The organism is Siccirubricoccus sp. G192, from assembly GCF_019084075.1.
In the GTDB taxonomy this organism is placed as follows: domain Bacteria; phylum Pseudomonadota; class Alphaproteobacteria; order Acetobacterales; family Acetobacteraceae; genus G192.
Genome location: NZ_JAHREN010000001.1, coordinates 3,155,397 through 3,176,098 on the forward strand (window position 1 = coordinate 3,155,397; position 20,702 = coordinate 3,176,098).

The following is a 20,702-nucleotide window of genomic DNA, read 5'->3' on the forward strand; positions in this document are numbered from 1 at the left end:
CCGCGCATCTTTCCAGCCACAGAACCCGCGAAAAGCGGCGGTTAACCGCCCTGAATCGAGTTGCGCGTGATTGACGCGCGAGAATCCTGCCCCTTACATTCGCTATGGGTTTCAGACCCGGAATCGTCCGGGCCGGCGGTGGCTTCTTCAGGGAAGGGGGGTTTTCCACGTGAACAAGCAGGATCTCATTTCGGTCGTTGCGGAAGCGGGCGACCTGCCGAAGGCGCGGGCGGGCGAGGTGCTCGATGCGGTGTTCGATGAGATCAAGAGGGCACTGAAGAAGAAGCAGGACGTGCGCCTGGTCGGCTTCGGCACCTTCTCCACCACCCGTCGCAAGGCGGGCAAGGGGCGCAACCCGCGCACCGGTGAGGAGATCAAGATTCCCGCTAGCACTACTGTGCGCTTCAAGGCCGGCAAGGGCCTGAAGGATGCGGTGAACTGATCCGAGGCCATTCGGGACCGGACTGGCGAGTCGGGGGGCGGCGCCAAGCGCCGGCCCTTTCGCATTTCAGGGCTTTGCCGGCCGCCGGCAGTGCGGCTAGGAAGGGGCCCCGCGGGCACTTAGCTCAGCGGTAGAGCGCCTGTCTTACACACAGGATGTCGGCGGTTCGATCCCGTCAGTGCCCATGGAGACCGATGACGGGAAACCGGCGCCTCGCGCAATGCGCGGGACGCGCTTGACACCTACGGCGTGGGGGCCTAAACCCCGCCGCCTGTCGCGGGCGGGTGTAGCTCAGTTGGTTAGAGCGCCGGCCTGTCACGCCGGAGGTCGCGGGTTCGAGCCCCGTCACTCGCGCCACGCGACAGCAGTAACAGCAACGGCGTCGCACCCGCTTACGGGGCGGCGCCGTCGCCGTATTCTGGCCCCTTTTCGTTCCGGCGCGGCGAGCCAAAATGTTCGGTCCGAAGGCAATCTTCCCGCTATGGCGGAGTATGCGGGGCGCAGGTAATGTCCGGCCGCGCTGCGCTGCGGCATCCGCTGCGGCCCGGCCGGTTGCCGGTCCCATCGGGGCCGCGATGGTGTCTCGAAGGGCGAAGCAAGCATGACCCAGCCACTGCTGGCCGAGTATTTCCCCATCCTCGTCTTCCTGGCGATCGCCGGGGGAATCGCGCTGGCCATGGTGGGCGGCAGCCTGCTGGTGGCGCGGCAGAAGCCCTATGCCGAGAAGCTCTCGGCCTATGAATGCGGCTTCGAGCCCTTCGACGACACGCGCCGCCGCTTCGATGTGCGATTCTATCTGGTCGCCATCCTGTTCATCATCTTTGACCTGGAGGTGGCCTTCCTGTTCCCCTGGGCGGTGGCGCTCGGCGATATCGGCTGGTTCGGCTTCCTGTCGATGATCGCCTTCCTTACCGTTCTGACGGCGGGCTTCGTCTATGAATGGCGCAAGGGCGCCCTGGATTGGGAGTGACGCTCTCATGAGCGGCAATACCGACACAATCGCCTGGAACCGTGAGCACCTGGCGCCGGGCCCGGCGCAGGATGCCGTGGTGAAAGGCATCACCGGTGAGATCGAGGACAAGGGCTTCGTCGTCGCCAATATCGACAAGGTGGTGAACTGGGCCCGCACCGGCAGCCTCTGGCCGATGACCTTCGGCCTCGCCTGCTGCGCGGTGCCGATGATCCACGCCTATATGGCGCGGTACGACCTGGACCGCTTCGGCATCATCCCGCGTGGCTCGCCGCGGCAGTCGGATGTGATGATCGTGGCGGGGACGCTGACCAACAAGATGGCTCCCGCGCTCCGCAAGGTCTACGACCAGATGTCGGAGCCGCGCTGGGTGATCAGCATGGGTAGCTGCGCCAATGGCGGCGGCTATTACCACTACTCCTACAGCGTGGTGCGCGGCTGCGACCGTATCGTGCCGGTGGATGTCTATGTCCCGGGCTGCCCGCCGACGGCCGAGGGGCTGGTCTACGGCATCATGCAATTGCAGAAGAAGATCCGGCGGCAGGGGACGATTCTGCGTGGCTGACATCGTGGACAGGGAAGCGCAGTTGCAGGCGCTCGGCGAAGCGGCGCGCATGGCGCTGCCGCATGGCGTGGTGCAGCAGGTGCTGGTGGAGCGCGGCGCGGAGCTGGTGCTGCGCGTCCGCCGCGAGGCGCTCATCGAGACGATGACCTTGCTGCGCGACGGCGATGCCTTCGCTTTCGAGCAGTTGATGGACCTTTGCGGCACGGACTTCCCGGAGCGGCCGCTGCGTTTCGAGGTGGTCTACAATCTGCTCTCGCTGTCGCTGAACCAGCGCATCCGCGTCATTGCCGCGACCGATGCGGCCTCGCCGGTGCCGAGCGTGGCGGGTCTCTGGCCATGCGCCACCTGGTATGAGCGTGAGGCCTGGGACATGTATGGCATCGTCTTCCAAGGGCAGACCGATCTGCGTCGCCTGCTCACCGATTACGGCTTCGAGGGCCATCCGCTGCGCAAGGACTTCCCGCTCACCGGCTATGTCGAGGTCCGCTACGACGAAGAGCGAAAGCAGGTGGTCTATGAGCCGGTGAAGCTGACGCAGGACTTCCGCAATTTCGACTTCCTCTCTCCCTGGGAAGGCATGACCACGCTGCCCGGGGACGAGAAGGTGCATCTCAACCGCATCGAGGGGCCGAAACCGTGAGCGTCACCGCCGTTCCCTCCGAGCCGGTGCGGAGCGTCACCGATCCTTCGCCAACCCAGGAGGATACCCGCTCCCGCACCACCGTCGAGGTGGACAGCCACACCATCAATTATGGCCCGCAGCACCCGGCCGCGCATGGCGTGTTGCGCCTCATCCTCGAACTGAAGGGCGAGATGGTGGAGCGCGCCGATCCGCATATCGGCCTGCTGCACCGCGGCACCGAGAAGCTGATCGAGTACAAGACCTATCTCCAGGCGATGCCCTATATGGACCGCCTGGATTATGTCTCGCCCATGTCCATGGAGCACAGCTTCGTGCTCGCGGTGGAGCGGCTGCTGCGCATCGAGGGGCAGGTACCGGAGCGGGCGCGGGTGATCCGCACCATGTTCGCGGAGTTGACGCGCATCCTGAACCACCTGCTGAACGTCACCACCTATGCGCTGGATTGCGGCGCCATCACCCCGGCGCTCTGGGGCTTCGAGCAGCGCGAGCATCTGCTGGAATTCTACGAGGCAGCGGGCGGCAGCCACTACCACGTCAACTACTTCCGCGCCGGCGGTGTCGGCCGCGATATCCCGAAATCGCTGGAGGACCGGATCGGCAACTGGTGTCGGCAGTTTCCCGGTTTCCTGTCCGATCTCGAAGGAATCCTGACCGAGAACCGGATCTTCAAGCAGCGTACCGTCGATATCGGCGTCATGACCGCGGAACAGGCGATGGAATGGGGATTCAGCGGCCCCTGCCTGCGAGCCTCCGGCTGCGCCTGGGACCTGCGGAAGTCGCAGCCCTACGAGATCTACGACCAGCTTGACTTCGACATCCCGGTCGGCCGTCAGGGTGATTGCTACGACCGCTATCTCGTGCGCATCCAGGAGATGCGGCAGAGCCAGCGCATCATCGAGCAGTGCCTTGCGCTGCTGAAGCCCGGGCCGGTGAGGATCCTGGACAACAAGATCGCGCCACCGAAGCGTGGCGAGATGAAGTGCTCGATGGAAGCGCTGATCCATCACTTCAAGCTCTACACCGAGGGCTACCACGTGCCGGAAGGCGCCACCTACACGGTGACCGAGGCGCCGAAGGGCGAGTTCGGCGTCTACATGGTGGCGGACGGCACCAACCGGCCCTATCGATGCAAGATCCGTGCGCCAGGCTATGCGCATTTGCAGGCCATGGAGGTGCTCTCCAAGGGCCATATGCTGGCCGATGCGGTAGCGATCATCGGCTCGCTCGACATCGTCTTCGGGGAGATCGACCGCTGATGGCAACCGACGTCTCCACGGCGAACGAGATTCCGCAGCCCACGCATTTCGCCTTCGACGCGGAGAGCGAGGCGGCGATCGATAAGATCGTCAAGCGCTACCCGGCCGGCAAGCAGGCCAGCGCGGTGATCCCGGCGCTCTATGTCGCGCAGCGGCAGATGGGGCGTGAGACCGGCAGCGCCTGGCTGCCGAATGTCGCGATGGATGCCGTGGCGGCCCGGCTTGGGATGGCTCCGATCCGGGTCTATGAGGTCGCGACCTTCTACTTCATGTTCAATACCAAGCCGATTGGCCGCTACCATTTGCAGGTCTGCGGCACGACGCCCTGCTGGTTGCGGGGTTCGGAGGAGGTGTTTCGTGCCTGCAAGGATGCCGGGCAGCTCCAGGGCTACGGCGACACCAGCGCCGACGGGCTTTTCACCATCACCGAGGTGGAATGCCTCGGCGGCTGCGTGAATGCGCCGATCCTGCAGGTCGATGACGACTATTACGAGGACCTGGACTACGAGAGCACCGTTCGGCTGATGGAGGCGCTGAAGCGCGGCGAAAGGCCGGAGCCGGGCTCCGTCATTGGCCGTCAGACCAGTGCGCCGGTCGGCGGGCCGCTGACGCTCACTGATGTTCCGGGGGGAGTGAGGGACCATGGCGCTCTCCGACAAGGACCGCATCTTCACCAATCTCTATGGCATGCAGGACTGGCGCCTGGCGGCAGCGCGCAGGCGCGGCAATTGGGATGGCACCGGCGCGCTGCTGGCCAAGGGGCGCGACTGGATCATCGAGGAGGTAAAGAATTCGGGACTGCGCGGCCGCGGCGGTGCCGGTTTCCCGACCGGCCTGAAATGGTCCTTCATGCCGAAGCAGGCGAGCGAGCGGCCGCACTACCTGGTGGTGAATGCCGATGAATCTGAGCCCGGCACCTGCAAGGACCGCGATATCCTGCGGCATGACCCGCACACGCTGATCGAGGGTTGCCTCATCGCCGGTCTCGCGATGGGCGCGCATGCCGGCTACATCTATGTCCGCGGCGAATACTACAACGAGCACCTGGTGCTTCAGGCGGCGATCGACGAGGCCTATGCCGCCGGGCTGATCGGCCCCAATGCCTGCGGCAGCGGCTGGGATTTCGACCTTTATGTGCATCGCGGCGCCGGCGCCTATATCTGCGGCGAGGAAACCGCGCTGATCGAGTCGCTGGAGGGCAAGAAGGGCATGCCGCGCCTGAAGCCGCCCTTTCCGGCGGCGGTCGGCCTCTACGGCGCGCCGACCACGGTGAATAATGTCGAGACCATCGCCGTGGTGCCGACCATCCTGCGCCGTGGCGCGGCGTGGTTCGCGGGGTTCGGCCGGCCGAAGAATTCCGGCACCAAGATCTTCTGCATCCAGGGCCATGTGAACAAGCCCTGCAATGTGGAGGAGGAGATGAGCATCCCGCTGCGCGAGCTGATCGAGCGGCATGCCGGCGGCGTGCGCGGCGGCTGGGACAATCTGCTGGCGGTGATCCCTGGTGGCTCCTCGACGCCCATGATCCCGAAATCCGTCTGCGACGATGTGCTGATGGACTTCGACGCGCTGCGCGACCACAAGACCGGTCTTGGTACCGCGGGCGTGATCGTGATGGACAAGTCCACCGACCTCATCAAGGCGATCGCTCGGCTCTCGGCCTTCTACAAGCACGAAAGCTGCGGCCAGTGCACGCCCTGCCGCGAGGGCATGGGCTGGGTGAAGCGCGTGATGGACCGCATGGTGGAAGGCCGCGCCGAAAGTGCCGAGATCGATGTGCTGGAACAGGTGACGCGGCAGATCGAGGGCCACACGATCTGCGCGCTGGCCGATGGCGGTGTCTGGCCCGTGCAGGGGCTGATCCGGCATTTCCGGCCGATGATGGAAGAACGCATCGCCGAGTATCAGGCGCGACGCGGCTCGCCCACCCCAACGCTGCCGATGGCGGCGGAGTAGGCATATGGCAAAGGTCACGGTTGACGGGATCGAAGTCGAGGTCCCGAACGGCGTCTCCGTCCTGCAAGCCTGCGAGGCCGCGGGCAAGGAGATCCCGCGCTTCTGCTACCATGAACGGCTTTCTGTCGCCGGCAATTGCCGGATGTGCCTGGTCGAGGTGGAGAAGGCGCCGAAGCCCATCGCCTCCTGCGCCTATCCGGTCGCCGATGGGATGAAGGTCTTTACCGACAGCCCGATGGTGCGGAATGGCCGCCGCGGCGTCATGGAATTCCTGCTGATCAACCATCCGCTGGATTGCCCGATCTGCGATCAGGGCGGCGAATGCGACCTGCAGGACCAAGCCGTTGCCTACGGCATGGACCATAGCCGCTACCGCGAGGCCAAGCGGTCAGTCAAAGACAAGTACATGGGTCCGCTGATCAAGACGATCATGACCCGCTGCATCCAGTGCACCCGCTGCATCCGCTTCGCCACCGAGGTGGCCGGCGTACCGGAGCTTGGCGCGACCAATCGCGGCGAGAACATGGAGATCGGCACCTATGTCGAGAAGGCGCTCACCACGGAGCTTTCCGGCAACCTGATCGACATCTGCCCGGTTGGGGCGTTGACCAGCCGACCCTATGCCTTCGTCTCCCGGCCCTGGGAGTTGCGGAAGACCGACAGCATCGACGTGTTGGACGCGACGGGGACCAATATCCGCATCGATGCCCGCTCCGGGGAGGTTCTCCGGATGCTGCCGCGCATCAATGACGACGTGAACGAGGAGTGGATGGCCGATCGCGGCCGCTTCTCCTTCGACGGGTTGAAGCGGCGGCGCCTTGATCGGCCCTGGATAAGGCGCGATGGCAAGTTGCAGCCCGCGAGTTGGGCGGAGGTTTTCGGCGCCATCGCGGCGCGGCTGCGGGGCATGCCGGGCGACCGTATCGGCGCCGTGGTTGGCGACCTTGTGGACGCGGAGGCGATCATCGCACTGCGCGACCTGATGACCGCGCTGGGCAGCACGCATCTGGAATGCCGCACGGATGGCGCGGCCGTCGATACGTCGCGCCCCGATTTCTATCGCTTCAACACCAGTATCGCCGGCATCGAGGAGGCGGATGCGCTGCTCATCATTGGCAGCAACCCGCGGCAGGAGGCGCCGGTCATCAATGCGCGCATCCGCAAACGCGTGGTGGCCGGCAAATTCCCGGTGGGTTTCGTCGGGCCGCGCGGCCTCGACCTTACCTATGGCCACGACTGGCTGGGGGAGGGGGGCGCGACCCTGCGCGCGCTGGCCGATGGCTCGCATCGGTTCTGCGAGGTGCTGCGGGCGGCGGAGCGGCCGATGCTGATCCTTGGCCGCGGCGCCTTAACCCGGCCGGATGGCGCGGCCGTGCTGGCCGCCGCTTGGCAGGTGGCCTCGGCGAATGGAATGCTGAAGCCCGACTGGCATGGTTTCAATATGCTGCATCTGTTCGGCGGCCAGGTCGGCGCACTGGAATTGGGCTTCGTTCCGGGGAAGGCGGCGCCTGCGCCGGATGGGTTGGAGGCGCTGTGGCTGCTCGGCGCCGATAATGTGGACCCGGCGCGCATTCCGGCCGGCACCTTCGTCATCTACCAGGGCCATCACGGCGAGGCCGCGGCGGGCCGGGCGGATGTGATCCTGCCGGGCGCGGCCTATACCGAGAAGGATGCCACCTGGGTCAATACTGAAGGTCGGGTGCAGCGCGGTCGCCTAGCCGTCTATCCGCCCGGCGAGGCGCGGGAGGATTGGAAGATCATCCGCGCCGCGAGCGAGTTGTTGGGTCAGCGCCTGCCCTATGACACGCTGGACGGCATACGCGCGCGGCTTGCCGAGGTGAACCCGATCTTCGCCGAGACAGCACGGCTGGAGCGGGGTGGCTGCACGGACACCGGCGGCCCGGGCGGGGGCTTCGCCTCGCTGTCCGACGCGCCTTTCACCCTGCCGCTCACGAACTACTGGCAGGCGGATGTCATCAGCCGTGCCTCCGCCACCATGGCGGAATGCGCGAAGGTCTATCTGGCGCCCGCGGCGCAGATCGCGGCGGAGTAGGGCGGCATGGAAGACTTCCTCGCATCCCCCGCCGGCATCCTGGCCATCACGGTGGCGCAGACCCTGGCCCTGCTGGTGCCGGTTCTGCTCGCCGTCGCCTATCTCACCTATGCGGAGCGCAAGGTCCTGGCGGCCATGCAACTCCGCAAGGGGCCGAACGTGGTGGGCCCTCTCGGACTGCTGCAGCCCTTCGCCGACGCCATCAAGATGCTCATGAAGGAGACGATCGTCCCCTCCGGGGCCAATCGCCTGCTGTTCCTCTTCGCGCCGATGCTCACCTTCATGCTGGCGATGCTGGCCTGGGCGGTGATCCCGGTGAATGAGGGCTGGGCCATTGCCGATATCAATGTTGGCATCCTGTACCTCTTCGCCATCTCCTCGCTCGGCGTCTATGGCATCATCATCGCCGGCTGGGCGAGCAACTCGAAATACGCCTTCCTCGGCGCGCTGCGCAGCGCGGCGCAGATGGTGAGCTACGAAGTCTCAATGGGCTTCGTCATCGTCACCGTGCTGCTTTGCGTGGGCAGCCTGAACCTCTCGGACATCGTGCTGGCGCAGCAGACGGTGTGGTTCTTCATCCCGCTGTTCCCGATGTTCATCATCTTCTTCATCAGCACGCTGGCGGAGACCAACCGCGCGCCCTTCGATCTGCCGGAAGGTGAAAGCGAGCTGGTGGCGGGCTTCTTCGTCGAATACAGCGCCATGTCCTTCGCCCTGTTCTTCCTCGGCGAATACGCGAACATGATCCTGATGTCGGCGCTGACCACCATCCTGTTCCTTGGCGGTTGGCTGCCGCCGATGCAGATGGAGCCCTTCACCTGGATTCCCGGTCCGATCTGGTTCGCGCTGAAGATCTGCCTTTGCCTCTTCACCTTCATCTGGGTCCGCGCGACCTTCCCGCGCTACCGTTATGACCAGCTGATGCGGCTGGGCTGGAAGGTCTTCCTGCCTTTCAGCCTGGTTTGGCTGGTGCTGACCGCGGCAGTGCTCAAGCTGACCGGCTGGCTGCCGGCGTGAGGATTTGATGGCAACGCTCGATCGCGCCGCCCGCAGCCTGCTACTGTCCGAGTTGGTCTCGGGCATGGCGCTGACCTTGAAGTATTTCTTCAAGCCCAAGGTGACGCTCAACTACCCCTTCGAGAAGGGCCCCCTCTCCCCCCGCTTCAAGGGCGAGCACGCGTTGCGCCGCTATCCGAACGGGGAGGAACGCTGCATCGCCTGCAAGCTCTGCGAGGCGATCTGCCCTGCCCAGGCCATCACCATCGAGGCCGAGCCGCGCGAGGATGGCAGCCGCCGCACCACGCGCTATGACATCGACATGGTGAAGTGCATCTATTGCGGCATGTGCGAGGAAGCCTGCCCGGTGGATGCCATTGTCGAGGGGCCGATTTCGAGTTCTCGGTCGAGACGCGGGAGGAGTTGCTCTATGACAAGCAGCGCCTGCTCGCGAACGGGGACCGGTGGGAGCCGGAACTCGCCAAGCGGCTCGAACTCGACGCTCCCTACCGCTGATCTGCCCGAATTTTTCCCCTGCCCCAACGGGGCCATACCACCGGACGACGCCATGATCCCCAACGGTGACGGAGGCGCGCGATGATCGCGGCAGCAGCCTTCTACCTATTCGCGGCCATCCTGATCGCTTCCGCGGTCATGGTGGTGACATCGCGGAATCCGGTGCACAGCGTGCTGTTCCTGATTCTTGCCTTCTTCAACGCATCGGCGCTGTTCCTGATCGCAGGGGCCGAATTCCTGGCGATGATCCTGGTCATCGTCTATGTCGGCGCGGTCGCGGTGCTGTTCCTCTTCGTGGTGATGATGCTGGATGTCGACTTCGCGCGGCTGCGCGAAGGGTTCCAGCGCTACGCCCCGTTGGGCGCGGTGATCGGCGGGATCCTGTTCCTGGAATTGGTGCTGGTGCTGGGCACCTGGTCCTTCGCCGACCTGGCTGAGGACCTGCGCCTCTCGCCCAATCCCGGCGGCGACGTGACCAATGCCGAGGCGCTGGGGCGCATCCTCTATACGGATTATGTCTACCTGTTCCAGGCATCGGGCCTGGTGTTGCTGGTCGCGATGATCGGCGCAATCGTGCTCACCCATCGCAGCCGGCCGGGCACTCGCCGCCAGGACATCGCGGCCCAGGTCGCCCGGGCCGGTTCGGTCAACCTGCGGCAGGTACCCCTGGGCGCCGGGCTGAAGACACTCGGCATCGAGCGGCCGCCGCTGCCGGAGGAGCCGAAACCCGCTGTCACGCATGACGCCGGCCATGAGGGGCACCATTGAGATGACCATTGGCCTCGCCCATTACCTGACCGTCGGCGCCATCCTGCTGGTGCTGGGCATCTTCGGAATCTTCATGAACCGAAAGAACGTCATCGTCATCCTGATGTCGGTGGAGCTCATCCTTCTGTCGGTGAACCTGAACTTCGTCGCCTTCTCGGCCTGGCTGGATGACCTGGCAGGCCAGATTTTTGCGATGTTCGTCCTCACCGTCGCAGCGGCGGAGGCGGCGATCGGCCTCGCCATCGTCGTGATCTATTTCCGCAACCGCGGCAGTATCGAGGTCGAGGATATCTCGACCCTGAAGGGCTGAGTCCCATGTTCGTCGGCGCCATCTTCTTCCCCCCTGCTCGGGGCCTGCCTCAGCGGCTTCTTCGGCCGCTGGATCGGCGATCGGGCCGCGCAATGGTCCACTGTCGTCTGCATGGCGCTGGCCACGCTCTGCGGCATCCTGGCCTTCGGCCAGGTGGCGCTGGGTGGCAATCCCACCACCGTGTCGATTGTCACTTGGATCGATGTCGGTGGCTTCGAGATGTCCTGGGCGCTGCGCTACGACACGATCGCAGCGGTGATGGTGGCCATGGTCACCTTCATCTCGACGCTGATCCACATCTACAGTGTCGGCTACATGTCGCATGACGCGACGCCGGCGCGCTTCTTCGCCTATCTTAGCCTCTTCACCTTTATGATGCTGATGCTGGTGAGCGCGGATAACTTGGCGCAGCTCTACTTCGGCTGGGAGGGAGTGGGTCTTGCAAGCTACCTGCTGATCGGCTACTGGTACGACCGTGAAAGTGCCAACCGTGCGGCGATGAAGGCTTTCATCGTTAACCGCGTCGGCGATTTTTTCTTCGCCCTGGGTTTGGCGCTGACCTTCTTCACCTTCAACAGCATCGAGTTCGCCGAAATTTTTCGCTGCCGTGCCGCAGCATACCGAGGACCTCTTCCTCGGCATCAACTCGATCGAACTGATTGGCGTGCTGCTCTTCCTCGGCGCTTGCAGCAAATCGGCGCAGCTCGGCCTGCACACCTGGCTGCCGGATGCGATGGAGGGGCCGACGCCGGTTTCGGCGCTGATCCATGCTGCAACCATGGTCACGGCCGGTGTCTTCCTGATCTGTCGCATGTCGCCGCTGATGGAATATGCGCCGGTGGCGCTGGCTATCGTCACTGTGGTTGGTGCCTCCACCGCCTTCTTCGCAGCGACGGTTGGCTGCGTGCAGAACGACATCAAGCGGGTGATCGCCTATTCCACCTGCTCGCAGCTTGGCTACATGTTCTTCGCGGCCGGGGTCGGTGCGTACCAGGTGGCGATGTTCCACCTGATCACCCATGCCTTTTTCAAGGCCCTGCTCTTCCTTGGCGCCGGCAGCGTGATCCATGCCATGTCGGATGAGCAGGACATGCGAAAGATGGGCGGCATCTGGTCGAAGATCCCGATCACCTATGTGGTGATGTGGATCGGAAGCCTGGCGCTGGCCGGCATTCCCTTTTTCGCCGGCTACTATTCCAAGGACGCCATCCTGGAGGTCGCCTTTGCTGCGCATAGCGGGGTCGGCTTCTATGCCTTCCTCTGCGGCATGGCGGCAGCCTTCCTCACCGCCTTCTATTCCTGGCGTCTGCTCATCATGACCTTCCATGGACGGCCGCGCGCCGATCACCACACCATGGAACACGTCCATGAAAGCCCGGCGGTGATGCTGATCCCGCTGCTGCTGCTGGCGGTGGGTGCCACAGTGACCGGCTTCATTTTCGCGCCGCTCTTCATCGGCGAGCATGAGCAGGAATTCTGGAACAGCTCGATCCTGAACGGCCCGCAGAACCACATCCTGCATGCGATGCATGAGGTGCCGGCCTGGGTGCCGCTCGCGCCGGTGGTAGTCGGTGTGGCTGGAATTGGGCTCGCCTACCTGTTTTACATGTTGGCCCCGGGCATCCCGGGGCGGCTCGCGGCGCAGTTTCGCGGCCTCTACCTGTTCCTGCTGAACAAATGGTATTTCGACGAGCTCTATGACGCGATCCTGGTCCGCCCCGCGCGGCGGCTGGCGCTGGTCTTCTGGAGGACCGGCGACGCGCGAATCATCGACGGCATGCCGAATGGTGCCGCCGATCTCGCAGTTGGCGTTGCCCGAGGCGCGGTGCGGATCCAGACGGGGCGGGTGGCGAACTACGCCTTCGCCATGATCATCGGGCTCGTCCTCTTCGTCTCCCTCTTCCTGATCGGGCGCTGAGAATGAACGCCGCCGGCTTCCCGCTGCTCTCGCTGCTGACTTTTCTGCCATTGGCGGGGGCGGCGATCATCATGTTCACCCGGGGCGAAGAGGCAGTCATTGCCCGCAGCGCCCGCTGGACCGCGCTCTGGACCAGCCTGATCGTTCTTGTCCTGAGCCTGATCCTCTGGGTCCGCTTCGACCGCAGTTCGGCCGAGTTCCAGTTCGAGGAGCAGCTCTCCTGGTTGCCGGAATTCGGTGTCGGTTACCATATGGGCGTGGACGGGCTCTCGGTGCTGTTCGTGCTGCTCTCCACGGTGCTGACGCCCATCTGCATCCTTGCCTCCTGGGAAGCGATCGAGAACCGGGTGCGGGACTACATGGTGTCCTTCCTGGTGCTCGAAACCATGATGGTCGGCATGTTCTGCGCCCTCGACTTCATTGTCTTCTATGTGTTCTTCGAGGCCGTGCTGATCCCGATGTTTCTCATCATCGGTGTCTGGGGCGGGCAGCGGCGGGTCTATGCCGCCTTCAAATTCTTCCTCTACACGCTGCTTGGCAGCGTGCTGATGCTGCTGGCGATCCTTTATCTCTGGTACCAGGCCGGCACCACCGACATCCCGATGTTGTTCGACTACCCAGTCCCGCGCGCGGCGCAGACCTGGATCTTCTTTGCCTTTCTCGCCAGCTTCGCGGTGAAGGTGCCGATGTGGCCGGTGCATACCTGGTTGCCGGATGCGCATGTGGAGGCGCCGACCGCGGGCTCCGTCATCCTGGCTGGCGTACTGCTGAAGATGGGCGCCTATGGCTTCCTCCGCTTCTCCCTGCCGCTGCTGCCCGAAGCCAGCGCCGAATTCGCACCGCTGATCTACGCGCTTTCGATCATCGCCGTGGTCTATACCTCCCTGGTGGCGCTGGCGCAGGCGGACATGAAGAAGCTGATCGCCTATTCCTCCGTCGCGCATATGGGCATCGTCACGCTCGGCATCTTCACCTTCAACCAGCAGGGCCTGTCGGGCGCGCTCTTCACCATGCTGGCGCATGGCGTGGTTTCCGCCGCGCTCTTCCTCTGCGTGGGCGTGCTCTATGACCGCGTGCATAGCCGGGAGATTGCGCGCTATGGCGGCGTGGCGGGCATCATGCCGTCCTATGCGCTGGTCTTCATGTTCTTCACCATGGCCAGTATCAGCCTTCCCGGGCTGGCGAATTTCCGTGGGCGAACTCCTGGTGATCGTCGGCGCCTGGCAGGTGAACCCCTGGGTCGCCTTCGGTGCGGCGCTCGGCATGATCCTGGGTGCCGCCTATATGCTCTGGCTGTATCGGCGCGTCGCCTTCGGCCGCATCACGCGGGATGATCTCCGCGCGCTGCTCGACCTCAGCCCGCGCGAATACGCGGTCTTCGCGCCGCTCATCCTCCTCACGCTCTGGATGGGCGTCTATCCGCAATCCTTCCTGGAAATTTTCGAGGCCAGCGTGGCTGCCCTGGTGGAGCGGCATGAAGCCGCGCTGTCGGTGTCGCGCTTGGCGGGGATGTGAGCGCCATGGCCTGGACCCTTGCCCTGCCGGAGTTGGTGCTTGCCTGCTGCGGCCTCATCATCCTGGTGATCGGGGTGATCCCGAAGCGGGATCCGTTCTTCCCCGCTGCCATGGCGGTGATCGGTGCCCTGTTGCTGACCGGGGTGCTGGTGCTTGGCCAGCCGGAGGGCACAGCGCTTGGCGGGCAGTACGTTGCCGATTCCTTCGGTGCTTTCATGAAGCTGCTGGCGCTGACCGGTGGCGCGCTCTGCCTGCTGCTCGCCCTCGACTTCAACGAGCGGGAGGGGCTGGCGCGTTTCGAATACCCGGTGCTGGTGCTCTTCGCGACGCTTGGCACCATGGTCATGATCTCGGCCAATGACCTGATGGCCCTTTATCTCGGGTTGGAATTGCTGTCGCTGCCGCTCTACGTCATCGCCGCCTTCCACCGTGACAATGCACGCTCGGCCGAGGCGGGGCTGAAGTATTTCGTGCTTGGCGCGCTCGCGTCCGGCCTGCTGCTCTATGGCAGTTCGCTGGTCTACGGCTTCGCGGGGAGCACGAATTTCGACCGGCTGGCCGATGCCTTCTCCGCGGCGCAGGGCGTCTCCCCCCGGCGTGGTGGTGGGGGTGGTCTTCGTCATCGCCGGGCTTGCCTTCAAGATTTCGGCGGTGCCCTTCCATATGTGGACGCCGGACGTCTATGAGGGGGCGCCGACGCCGGTCACCGCCTTCTTCGCTACGGCCCCCAAGATTGCCGCCATCGCGTTGCTGGCGCGCGTGCTCCTTGGGCCCTTCGGCGATCTGGTGGGGCAGTGGCAGCAGGTCATCCTGCTGGTATCCATGGCCTCGATGATCCTCGGCAGCTTCGCCGCGATCAGGCAGCCCAACCTGAAGCGGCTGATGGCCTATTCCTCCATCAGCCATGTCGGCTACGCGCTGATGGGGCTTGCGGTCGCCAATGACATCGGGCTGCGCGGGCTGCTGATCTACATGGCGATCTACCTGTTCATGAGCCTCGGCGCCTTTGCCGTGCTGGTGGCGATGCGCCGGCAGGGCAGGGCGGTCGAGGAGATCGAGGATCTCGCCGGGCTCGGCCGCACCGACCCTGCAATGGCGATGTGGATGGCGGTCTTCATGTTCTCGATGGCCGGCATCCCGCCGCTGGCCGGCTTCTTCGGCAAGCTCTACGTCTTCCTGGCGGCGGTGCAGGGCGGGTTCTGGACCCTGGCGGTCATCGGCGTGCTGACCAGCGTGGTCTCGGCCTACTATTATCTTCGCATCGTCAAGGCGATGTATTTCGATGCGCCGGTGGGCGCGCTGGATCGCGCGCCGGCCAGCCTGACCGTGGTGATGGCCGGCACTGGGCTGTTCAACACCCTTTTCGCGCTCTGGCCGGCGCCGATACTGGGTGCTGCGCAAGCGGCAGCGGCGGCGCTGCTGGGCTGAGGTCGAGGGGCGCCGGCACATGATCGCGCCCGCTGGCTGGCGGGTGGAGCTGCACTCGGCTCTCCCCAGCACCTCGGACCGGCTGACCGGGCTGGCGGAGGCCGGCGAGGCCGAATGCCTGGTGATCCTGGCCGGGCAGCAGACCGCCGGCCGCGGCCGGAGTGGCCGGGCCTGGTCCTCGCCGCCCGGCAACCTCTATCTCTCGGCGCTCCTTCGCCCCGCAGGGCCGGCGCGGGATGCGGCGCAATGGAGCCTGCTGGCCGGTGTCGCGCTGGCCGAGGCAGCACGCGGGATCGACCCGGAGCCCGATGCCCTGCGCCTGAAATGGCCGAATGACCTGCTGCGGCACGGGGCGAAATGCGGCGGCATCCTCGCCGAATCTTCGCTGCGGTCCGACGGAGGACTGGCCTGGCTGGTGCTTGGCTTCGGCGTCAATCTGATGGCCGCACCAGCCCTGCCGGACCGGCCCACGGCCTGCCTTGGCCGGGCCGTGCCGCCCGAGGATTTCGCCAGCCACCTGCTGGCCCGGCTCGACCATTGGCGGCGCCTCCAGGCGGCGGAGGGTTTCGCCCCCATCCGCGCCGCCTGGGCGGGGTTTGGCCCCGGGCATGGCCAAGTGATTGCCGTGCGCCGTGGAACCGGGACAATCGCCGGTGGCTTCGCAGGCTTGGCCCCCGATGGCAGCCTGTTGTTGGAAAGTGGCGGAATTCGCCTCAGCATCACCGCCGGCGAGGTGCAGGAACAGGAAGCCCGGTCGGGGGAGGCGCTGTAGTCCCATGCTGCTGGCAGTCGATGCAGGCAATACCAATGTCGTCTTCGCGGTGCATGATGGCTCCGAGTGGCGCGGCCGCTGGCGCATCGCCACGCGCCCCGACAGAACCTCGGACGAATACGCGGTCTGGCTGCTGGCGCTGCTGCAATTCTCCGGCCTGAAGCCGACCGATGTTGATCGCTGCGCCATCGGCACGGTGGTCCCTGCCGCGCTCTACAATCTCCGCCGCCTGTGCCGTGAATGGTTCGCCTGCGAGCCCTTGGTGGCCCGGGCCGCGGTGGATTGGGGCTTCGAGATCCGGGTGGACCGGCCGCAGGAGGTCGGCGCCGACCGGCTGCTGAACTCGCTGGCCGCGCATCATCACTACGGGGGACCGCTGGTGGTGATCGATTTCGGCACCGCCACCACCTTCGATGTGGTGGATACGGATGGCGCCTATCTGGGTGGGGTGATCGCGCCTGGGGTCAACCTCTCGCTGGAGGCGCTGCACCAGGCGGCGGCCCGGCTGCCGCGAATCGGCATCGGCCGGCCCCAGGCGGTGGTGGGGCGGGACACCGTCGCCGCCATGCAGTCGGGAATCTATTGGGGCTATGTCGGGATGATCGAGGGCATCATCGGCCGCATCCGGGGGGAGCAGGAGGCGGCGCTGAAGGTGATTGCCACCGGCGGCCTGGCCCCGCTTTTCGCCGAAGGCACGGCCGTGATCGACCGGATCGACCCCGATATCACGCTGGAGGGCCTGCGCCTGTTGGCGGAACGCAATTCCGCCCCCAATTTGACGAGGACAGGATAACCCAACCCAGCGCGGCCGAACCCGCGTAGAAGAGACGTATGGACGATTTCATGGCTGCGGCCGGCCCCGAGCCGGACGGCGATCTTGCTTTCATTCCGCTCGGCGGTACTGGCGAGATCGGAATGAACCTCAATGTCTACCGATGCGACGGCCGCCTTCTGGCGATTGATTGCGGCATCGGCTTCGGCGGTCCGGAGAATCCGGAGGTCGAGGTGATGGTCCCCGACCCGGTCTGGCTGGCGGAACGCCGGGACCGGCTGGTGGGGCTCGTCATCACCCATGCGCATGAGGACCATGTGGGCGCCGTCGCCTATCTCTGGCCGCAACTGCGCTGCCCGATCTTCGCCAGCCCCTTCGTTGCCGCCGTGTTGCGGCGGAAGCTGGGGGAGGCCGGGCTGGCGGGCGAGGCCAAGGTCACGACCATTCCGCTTGGTGGCAGGGTATCGCTGCCGCCTTTCGACCTGGAATTCCTCCGCGTCGCCCATTCGGTGCCGGAGGCCCAGGCGGTTGCGATCCGCACCAGGCACGGACTGGTGCTGCATACTGGCGACTGGAAACTCGACCCTGAGCCGCTGGTCGGCCTGCCGACCGATGAGGATGCCTTCGCACGCCTTGGCGAGGAGGGCGTGCTGGCGATGGTTTGCGACTCGACCAATGCCCTGGTCGAAGGCCATTCAGGCAGCGAGGCCGAGGTGCGGCGGAACCTGGCTGCCATCATCCGGAGGTTGAAGGGACGGGTGGCTGTCACCTGTTTCGCCACCAATGTCGCACGGGTCGAGAGCATCGCCCGTGCCGGCAAGGCGGCCGGGCGGCAGGTGGCCCTGTTCGGCCGGTCCTTGCGGAACGCCGAGGCGGCAGCGCGGGAATGTGGCTACCTGCGGGATATCGAGCCCTTCGTCTCGGAGGAGGAGGCCGGGTTCCTGCCCGATGATTCGCTGCTGATCATCTGCACGGGCAGCCAGGGCGAACCCCGCTCGGCCCTGGCCAAGATCGGCGCCGATACCCATCCCTCGATCGCGCTGGGGGAGGGGGATACGGTGATCTTTTCGTCCCGCATGATTCCCGGCAACGAACGCGGCATCCTGCGGCTGCAGGATGACCTGGCCCGCCGTGGCTGCCAGGTGATGACCGCGGACGACCATATGGTGCATGTCTCCGGCCATCCGGCGCGGGACGAGCTGAAGCGGCTCTATGCCCTGGTGAAGCCGCGCTATGCGGTGCCGGTGCATGGCGAATGGCGGCACCTCAGCGAGCATGCGGCGCTGGCCAGGACGCTCGGCGCCACGCCGATCCTGGTCGAGGATGGCGATGTGCTGCGCCTCTCCCCCGCCAACCGGCCGGAAGTGGTGGAGGGCGTGCCGACCGGGCGCCTGGCGGTGGACAATGGCCGGCTGCTGCCCCTTCAGGGCGGCGTGCTGGCGGCGCGCAAGCGCATGCTGTTCAATGGCGTGGTGATCGCATCCCTGGCGGTGGATGCGGCCGGCCGCGTGCTGGGCGAGCCCAAGGTTTCCGCCCCCGGCCTTTTCGACACTGCCGATCTTGAGCCGGCTCAACTCGCAGGCGAGGTGGCGCGCGCCGTCACCGACTTGCCGCAGGCCATCCGCCGCGAGGACGACGCCCTGCGGGAGGCGACGCGGGCGGTGCTGCGGAAGGCGGTTGGCCGGCGGCTTCGCAAGCGGCCTACGGTCGAAGTGCATCTCCTGCGGGTTTGACGCCTACATCGCTTGCAGCGGCGCCGCGCCGCTGCCTTTCGGATGGCCGGGCACGATGGTTTTCTGGCCTCTACAGGACCGCTTGCATGAGCCTCGTCTCGGGAACTGCCGTCTATATCATGATCTGGTGGATGGTGCTTTTTGCCGTGCTGCCGATCGGCACCAGCCCCGATCCGGAAGGCGACCCGCAGACGGGCGGCTGGCGCGGCCTGCCGCGGCGCCCTCGGCTGCCGTGGAAAATGGCCGTTACAACGCTGGTCTCGGCGGTGATCTGGCTGGGCGCCTATGCGCTGATCGAGAGCGACTGGCTCAGTTTCCGCAGTGGCTGGCTGGCCCTGCCCGAAAAATAAGCGGCTTTCCGGGCTTTTAGGCCGGTGTCGCTTCCATATTGGGCAAGGGCAGTCTGGAGGCCGAATTTTTCGGCTCAGGCGGCATCGTTTGGCATTGTGCCGCGTTCGGCCTTCGCGCCACCATCAGCACCAGGAAGAGAGTTGGTTCTCTTCCTGCCGTGTGACTGGCGTTTCCTCCCTAAACTCGGGCCGCATCCCATGGGTGCGGCCCTTTTTTCTCTAACCCAGGGCGGCATTGCGGCCAAGCAATTTTCTTTATTGCAACGGAGAATTTGATCGCTTTTCGTGTGTGCTGCATCGCAACATGGAAAGGAAATTGCTTCACCTCCGCGGTTACGGGGCTTCGGCCAATCCGCCCCGCAGCCCCCCTGGCGGACTGCCCCTGGCGCCCCTACTGTCCCGCGCCTTCGCCCATCCAGGAGCCTGCGTCTTGCGCCTTTCCCGCGCCTTTCTGCCGACATTGAAGGAAACCCCGGCGGAGGCGCAGATCGCGTCCCACCGCCTGATGCTGCGGGCCGGCATGATCCGGCAGACCTCTGCCGGCATCTATGCCTGGCTGCCACTGGGACTGCGCGTGCTCCAGAAGGTGGCCGAGATCGTGCGGCAGGAGCAAGACGCCGCGGGCGCCCAGGAAATCCTGATGCCGACGATCCAGACCGCCGATCTCTGGCGCCAGAGCGGCCGCTACGACGCCTATGGGCCGGAGATGCTCCGGCTGCGCGACCGGCATGAGCGGGAGATGCTGTTCGGCCCGACCAATGAGGAAATGGTCACCGATATCTTCAAATCCTACGCGAAGAGCTACCGCGACCTGCCGCGCAACCTCTACCATATCCAGTGGAAGTTCCGGGATGAGATGCGCCCGCGCTTTGGTGTCATGCGCGGCCGCGAATTCCTGATGAAGGACGCCTACAGCTTCGACCTCGATTACGAAGGCGCGCAGCGCAGCTACCGGCAGATGTTCGTCGCCTATCTGCGCACCTTTGCCCGCATGGGCCTGAAAGCGATCCCGATGCAGGCGGATACCGGCCCGATCGGCGGCAATCTCAGCCATGAATTCATCGTCCTGGCCGAGACCGGCGAGAGCCAAGTCTACCTTCATCGCGACCTGCTGGATTTCGACGTATTGGCCAGCGCCCCGGACCGCCAGGGCGACCTTGCCCCCATCGTCGATTTCTGGACCAGCCGCTACGCCGCGACGGATGAGAAGCACGATGCGGCCGCCTGGGCGCGGGTGCCGGCGGAACGTCAGGTTTCCGCCCGCGGTATCGAGGTCGGCCACATCTTCTATTTCGGCACCAAATACAGCGCCGCCATGGGCCTGCAGGTCTCGGGCGCCGACGGCAAGATGGTGGTGCCGGAAATGGGCAGCTACGGCATTGGCGTCTCCCGCCTGGTCGGTGCCCTGATCGAGGCCAATCACGACGAAGCCGGCATCAAATGGCCGGATTCGGTGGCACCCTTCCGCCTTGCCGTGCTGAACCTGAAGCGTGGCGATGCCGGCTGCGATGCACTCTCCGAACGGATCTACGCCGCCTTTGACCCCGATGCGGTGCTCGACGACCGCGAGGACCGCGCCGGCGCCAAATTCGCCGATGCCGATCTGATGGGCTTTCCCTGGCAGGCCATCATCGGCCCGCGCAGCGCCGCCGCCGGCCGGATCGAGCTGAAGCGCCGTGCCACCGGGGAACGCGCCGAGCTCTCCGTGGAGGACGCGATCGCGCGGATCAGGGGCTGAG

General features: G+C 65.5%; 16 protein-coding genes, 2 tRNA genes and 5 pseudogenes. All 23 read left to right on the forward strand.

Annotation, left to right across the window (positions count from 1 at the left end; genetic code table 11):
- Nucleotides 1-169: 169 nt before the first annotated feature.
- The 23 genes and pseudogenes from KSF81_RS15140 to proS all read left to right on the forward strand — a co-directional run bounded on the left by KSF81_RS15140 (nt 170) and on the right by proS (nt 20,701).
- A complete protein-coding gene (locus tag KSF81_RS15140) occupies nt 170-442 on the forward strand; it encodes an HU family DNA-binding protein (protein WP_217379708.1) in 273 nt (90 codons plus the stop codon).
- A 113-nt stretch (nt 443-555) separates the two neighbouring features.
- Nucleotides 556-627, forward strand: a tRNA-Val gene (locus tag KSF81_RS15145).
- A gap of 95 nt (nt 628-722) precedes the next feature.
- A tRNA-Asp gene (locus KSF81_RS15150) sits at nt 723-799 on the forward strand.
- A 244-nt stretch (nt 800-1,043) separates the two neighbouring features.
- Nucleotides 1,044-1,412 (forward strand): NADH-quinone oxidoreductase subunit A, encoded by a 369-nt coding sequence (locus tag KSF81_RS15155; protein WP_217379709.1) that lies wholly within the window; start codon nt 1,044-1,046, stop codon nt 1,410-1,412.
- Nucleotides 1,413-1,419: 7 nt separating this feature from the next.
- Nucleotides 1,420-1,977, forward strand: a complete 558-nt coding sequence (locus KSF81_RS15160) for an NADH-quinone oxidoreductase subunit B family protein (RefSeq protein WP_217379710.1) — start codon at nt 1,420-1,422, stop codon at nt 1,975-1,977.
- 49 nt (nt 1,978-2,026) lie between these two features.
- Nucleotides 2,027-2,617: an NADH-quinone oxidoreductase subunit C gene (locus KSF81_RS15165; protein ID WP_254454055.1), complete on the forward strand. Its 591-nt coding sequence runs from the start codon at nt 2,027-2,029 to the stop codon at nt 2,615-2,617.
- Between the two features lie 26 nt (nt 2,618-2,643).
- Complete coding sequence (locus KSF81_RS15170; protein ID WP_309139723.1) at nt 2,644-3,876, forward strand: NADH-quinone oxidoreductase subunit D; 1,233 nt, start codon at nt 2,644-2,646, stop codon at nt 3,874-3,876.
- A pseudogene (locus tag KSF81_RS15175) lies at nt 3,876-4,502 on the forward strand (complex I 24 kDa subunit family protein); the annotation flags it as partial. The gene KSF81_RS15170 and the pseudogene KSF81_RS15175, both read left to right, overlap by 1 nt.
- Nucleotides 4,503-4,518: 16 nt before the next feature.
- Nucleotides 4,519-5,832 (forward strand): NADH-quinone oxidoreductase subunit NuoF, encoded by a 1,314-nt coding sequence (gene nuoF, locus KSF81_RS15180; RefSeq protein WP_217379713.1) that lies wholly within the window; start codon nt 4,519-4,521, stop codon nt 5,830-5,832.
- A 4-nt stretch (nt 5,833-5,836) separates the two neighbouring features.
- A complete protein-coding gene (gene nuoG / locus KSF81_RS15185; protein WP_217379714.1) occupies nt 5,837-7,885 on the forward strand; it encodes an NADH-quinone oxidoreductase subunit NuoG in 2,049 nt (682 codons plus the stop codon).
- Nucleotides 7,886-7,891: 6 nt separating this feature from the next.
- Nucleotides 7,892-8,902: an NADH-quinone oxidoreductase subunit NuoH gene (gene nuoH, locus KSF81_RS15190; RefSeq protein ID WP_217379715.1), complete on the forward strand. Its 1,011-nt coding sequence runs from the start codon at nt 7,892-7,894 to the stop codon at nt 8,900-8,902.
- Between the two features lie 7 nt (nt 8,903-8,909).
- A pseudogene (gene nuoI, locus KSF81_RS15195) lies at nt 8,910-9,397 on the forward strand (NADH-quinone oxidoreductase subunit NuoI).
- Nucleotides 9,398-9,478: 81 nt separating this feature from the next.
- Entirely contained in the window at nt 9,479-10,165 is a 687-nt protein-coding gene (locus KSF81_RS15200; protein WP_217379716.1) for an NADH-quinone oxidoreductase subunit J, read from the forward strand.
- A 1-nt stretch (nt 10,166) separates the two neighbouring features.
- A complete protein-coding gene (gene nuoK / locus KSF81_RS15205; protein WP_217381710.1) occupies nt 10,167-10,475 on the forward strand; it encodes an NADH-quinone oxidoreductase subunit NuoK in 309 nt (102 codons plus the stop codon).
- Between the two features lie 219 nt (nt 10,476-10,694).
- A pseudogene (locus tag KSF81_RS32185) lies at nt 10,695-11,021 on the forward strand (proton-conducting transporter membrane subunit); the annotation flags it as partial.
- Nucleotides 11,022-11,082: 61 nt separating this feature from the next.
- Nucleotides 11,083-12,393 carry an NADH-quinone oxidoreductase subunit L gene (gene nuoL / locus KSF81_RS15210; protein ID WP_375293332.1) on the forward strand — a complete coding sequence of 437 codons (1,311 nt, stop codon included), beginning with the start codon at nt 11,083-11,085 and terminating at the stop codon, nt 12,391-12,393.
- A 2-nt stretch (nt 12,394-12,395) separates the two neighbouring features.
- Nucleotides 12,396-13,908: pseudogene (locus KSF81_RS15215) on the forward strand (NADH-quinone oxidoreductase subunit M).
- A 5-nt stretch (nt 13,909-13,913) separates the two neighbouring features.
- A pseudogene (gene nuoN / locus KSF81_RS15220) lies at nt 13,914-15,336 on the forward strand (NADH-quinone oxidoreductase subunit NuoN).
- A 19-nt stretch (nt 15,337-15,355) separates the two neighbouring features.
- Nucleotides 15,356-16,108, forward strand: coding sequence for a biotin--[acetyl-CoA-carboxylase] ligase (locus KSF81_RS15225; protein WP_217379717.1), 753 nt, complete (start codon nt 15,356-15,358; stop codon nt 16,106-16,108).
- A 4-nt stretch (nt 16,109-16,112) separates the two neighbouring features.
- A complete protein-coding gene (locus KSF81_RS15230) occupies nt 16,113-16,901 on the forward strand; it encodes a type III pantothenate kinase (RefSeq protein WP_217379718.1) in 789 nt (262 codons plus the stop codon).
- A 38-nt stretch (nt 16,902-16,939) separates the two neighbouring features.
- Nucleotides 16,940-18,613, forward strand: a complete 1,674-nt coding sequence (locus tag KSF81_RS15235) for a ribonuclease J (RefSeq protein WP_254453543.1) — start codon at nt 16,940-16,942, stop codon at nt 18,611-18,613.
- 86 nt (nt 18,614-18,699) lie between these two features.
- Entirely contained in the window at nt 18,700-18,963 is a 264-nt protein-coding gene (locus tag KSF81_RS15240; protein ID WP_217379719.1) for a DUF1467 family protein, read from the forward strand.
- 430 nt (nt 18,964-19,393) lie between these two features.
- The gene (gene proS / locus KSF81_RS15245) at nt 19,394-20,701 is read left to right on the forward strand and encodes a proline--tRNA ligase (RefSeq protein WP_217379720.1); all 1,308 of its coding nucleotides are present in this window, start codon (nt 19,394-19,396) and stop codon (nt 20,699-20,701) included.
- Nucleotide 20,702: the final 1 nt, after the last annotated feature.

Bases quoted from the DNA above. Each gene is read 5' to 3' on its own strand.
- KSF81_RS15155 (WP_217379709.1), top strand. From the start codon at position 1,044: ATGACCCAGCCACTGCTGGCCGAGTATTTCCCCATCCTCGTCTTCCTG.
- nuoG (WP_217379714.1), top strand. From the start codon at position 5,837: ATGGCAAAGGTCACGGTTGACGGGATCGAAGTCGAGGTCCCGAACGGC.
- KSF81_RS15160 (WP_217379710.1), top strand. From the start codon at position 1,420: ATGAGCGGCAATACCGACACAATCGCCTGGAACCGTGAGCACCTGGCG.
- nuoK (WP_217381710.1), top strand. From the start codon at position 10,167: ATGACCATTGGCCTCGCCCATTACCTGACCGTCGGCGCCATCCTGCTG.
- KSF81_RS15235 (WP_254453543.1), top strand. From the start codon at position 16,940: ATGGACGATTTCATGGCTGCGGCCGGCCCCGAGCCGGACGGCGATCTT.
- KSF81_RS15225 (WP_217379717.1), top strand. From the start codon at position 15,356: ATGATCGCGCCCGCTGGCTGGCGGGTGGAGCTGCACTCGGCTCTCCCC.
- KSF81_RS15200 (WP_217379716.1), top strand. From the start codon at position 9,479: ATGATCGCGGCAGCAGCCTTCTACCTATTCGCGGCCATCCTGATCGCT.
- KSF81_RS15165 (WP_254454055.1), top strand. From the start codon at position 2,027: ATGGCGCTGCCGCATGGCGTGGTGCAGCAGGTGCTGGTGGAGCGCGGC.
- nuoF (WP_217379713.1), top strand. From the start codon at position 4,519: ATGGCGCTCTCCGACAAGGACCGCATCTTCACCAATCTCTATGGCATG.
- nuoH (WP_217379715.1), top strand. From the start codon at position 7,892: ATGGAAGACTTCCTCGCATCCCCCGCCGGCATCCTGGCCATCACGGTG.
- KSF81_RS15230 (WP_217379718.1), top strand. From the start codon at position 16,113: ATGCTGCTGGCAGTCGATGCAGGCAATACCAATGTCGTCTTCGCGGTG.
- KSF81_RS15240 (WP_217379719.1), top strand. From the start codon at position 18,700: ATGAGCCTCGTCTCGGGAACTGCCGTCTATATCATGATCTGGTGGATG.